The organism is Neisseria sp. P0021.S006 (genome assembly GCF_051956895.1).
Genome location: NZ_JBQCWZ010000731.1, coordinates 1 through 696, shown reverse-complemented (window position 1 = coordinate 696; position 696 = coordinate 1). Strand labels below are relative to the sequence as shown.

Sequence of the window (696 nt, the reverse complement as noted above, 5' to 3'; positions counted from 1 at the left end):
CTTTCCATGCCTGTAAGCCGCCTTCTAGAATATAGCATTCTCGACCTTGGCCAAGCGCTGACAATATTGTTTCTGCCTGTGTTGTACGTTTACCGCTCAGGCAATAAAAAATCAGGCATGGGGCTGTATCATCGGGCAGTTTGTCTCGCTGCTGCTCAGGCGGAAGGGATAATGCGCCGCCAATATGCCCGCCCCGATATTCGGCTTGGCTTCTGATATCGACTACCAACGCGCCCTCACGGATTTTTGCCATTGCTTCGGAAGGCGTGATTCGCGGGAGTTGTCCGACCGTACTCATGTTTTGCCTTCGTTATTTTTTGTTGATGCGGCAGGTGTTGATGCCCAATAAGCTGTACAGCGCACAGTTGCCAATCAGTGCTGTACCCAGAGGGATGATGCCCAGCCAACCCCACCAGCCAATGTGTCCGGTAGCGGCTGCAGCAATCAGTGCAACACCGATAACAATACGGATTACGCGATCCAAAGTACCCAAGTTTCGTTTCATTTTATTGCTCCTTGTTTCAGAATGAATTGTCTATAAATAAACATATATAACAAAAATCATATATTAGAAATATTATAGCTTTAAAGATGACTTTGTCAAATGGTTTACAGTAAAAGTGTAATGAATATTTGCATTGTATTTTTTAGACGTACAAATAGAATCAATCTCCAACGGCATGGTTAAATGTAAAA

At 44.3% G+C, this 696-nt stretch carries 2 protein-coding genes; both read right to left on the bottom strand.

Going from position 1 to position 696, the window contains the following annotated elements:
- A partial coding sequence (locus tag ACTHUM_RS16765) for a rhodanese-like domain-containing protein (protein WP_440403521.1) occupies positions 1 to 298 on the bottom strand: 298 nt, incomplete at its 3' end.
- Positions 299 to 310: 12 nt separating this feature from the next.
- Entirely contained in the window at positions 311 to 505 is a 195-nt protein-coding gene (locus tag ACTHUM_RS16760) for a YgaP family membrane protein (RefSeq protein ID WP_036491196.1), read from the bottom strand.
- Positions 506 to 696 lie beyond the last annotated feature (191 nt).

Coding starts and splice junctions, on each gene's coding strand:
- ACTHUM_RS16760 (WP_036491196.1), bottom strand. CDS start 505: ATGAAACGAAACTTGGGTACTTTGGATCGCGTAATCCGTATTGTTATC.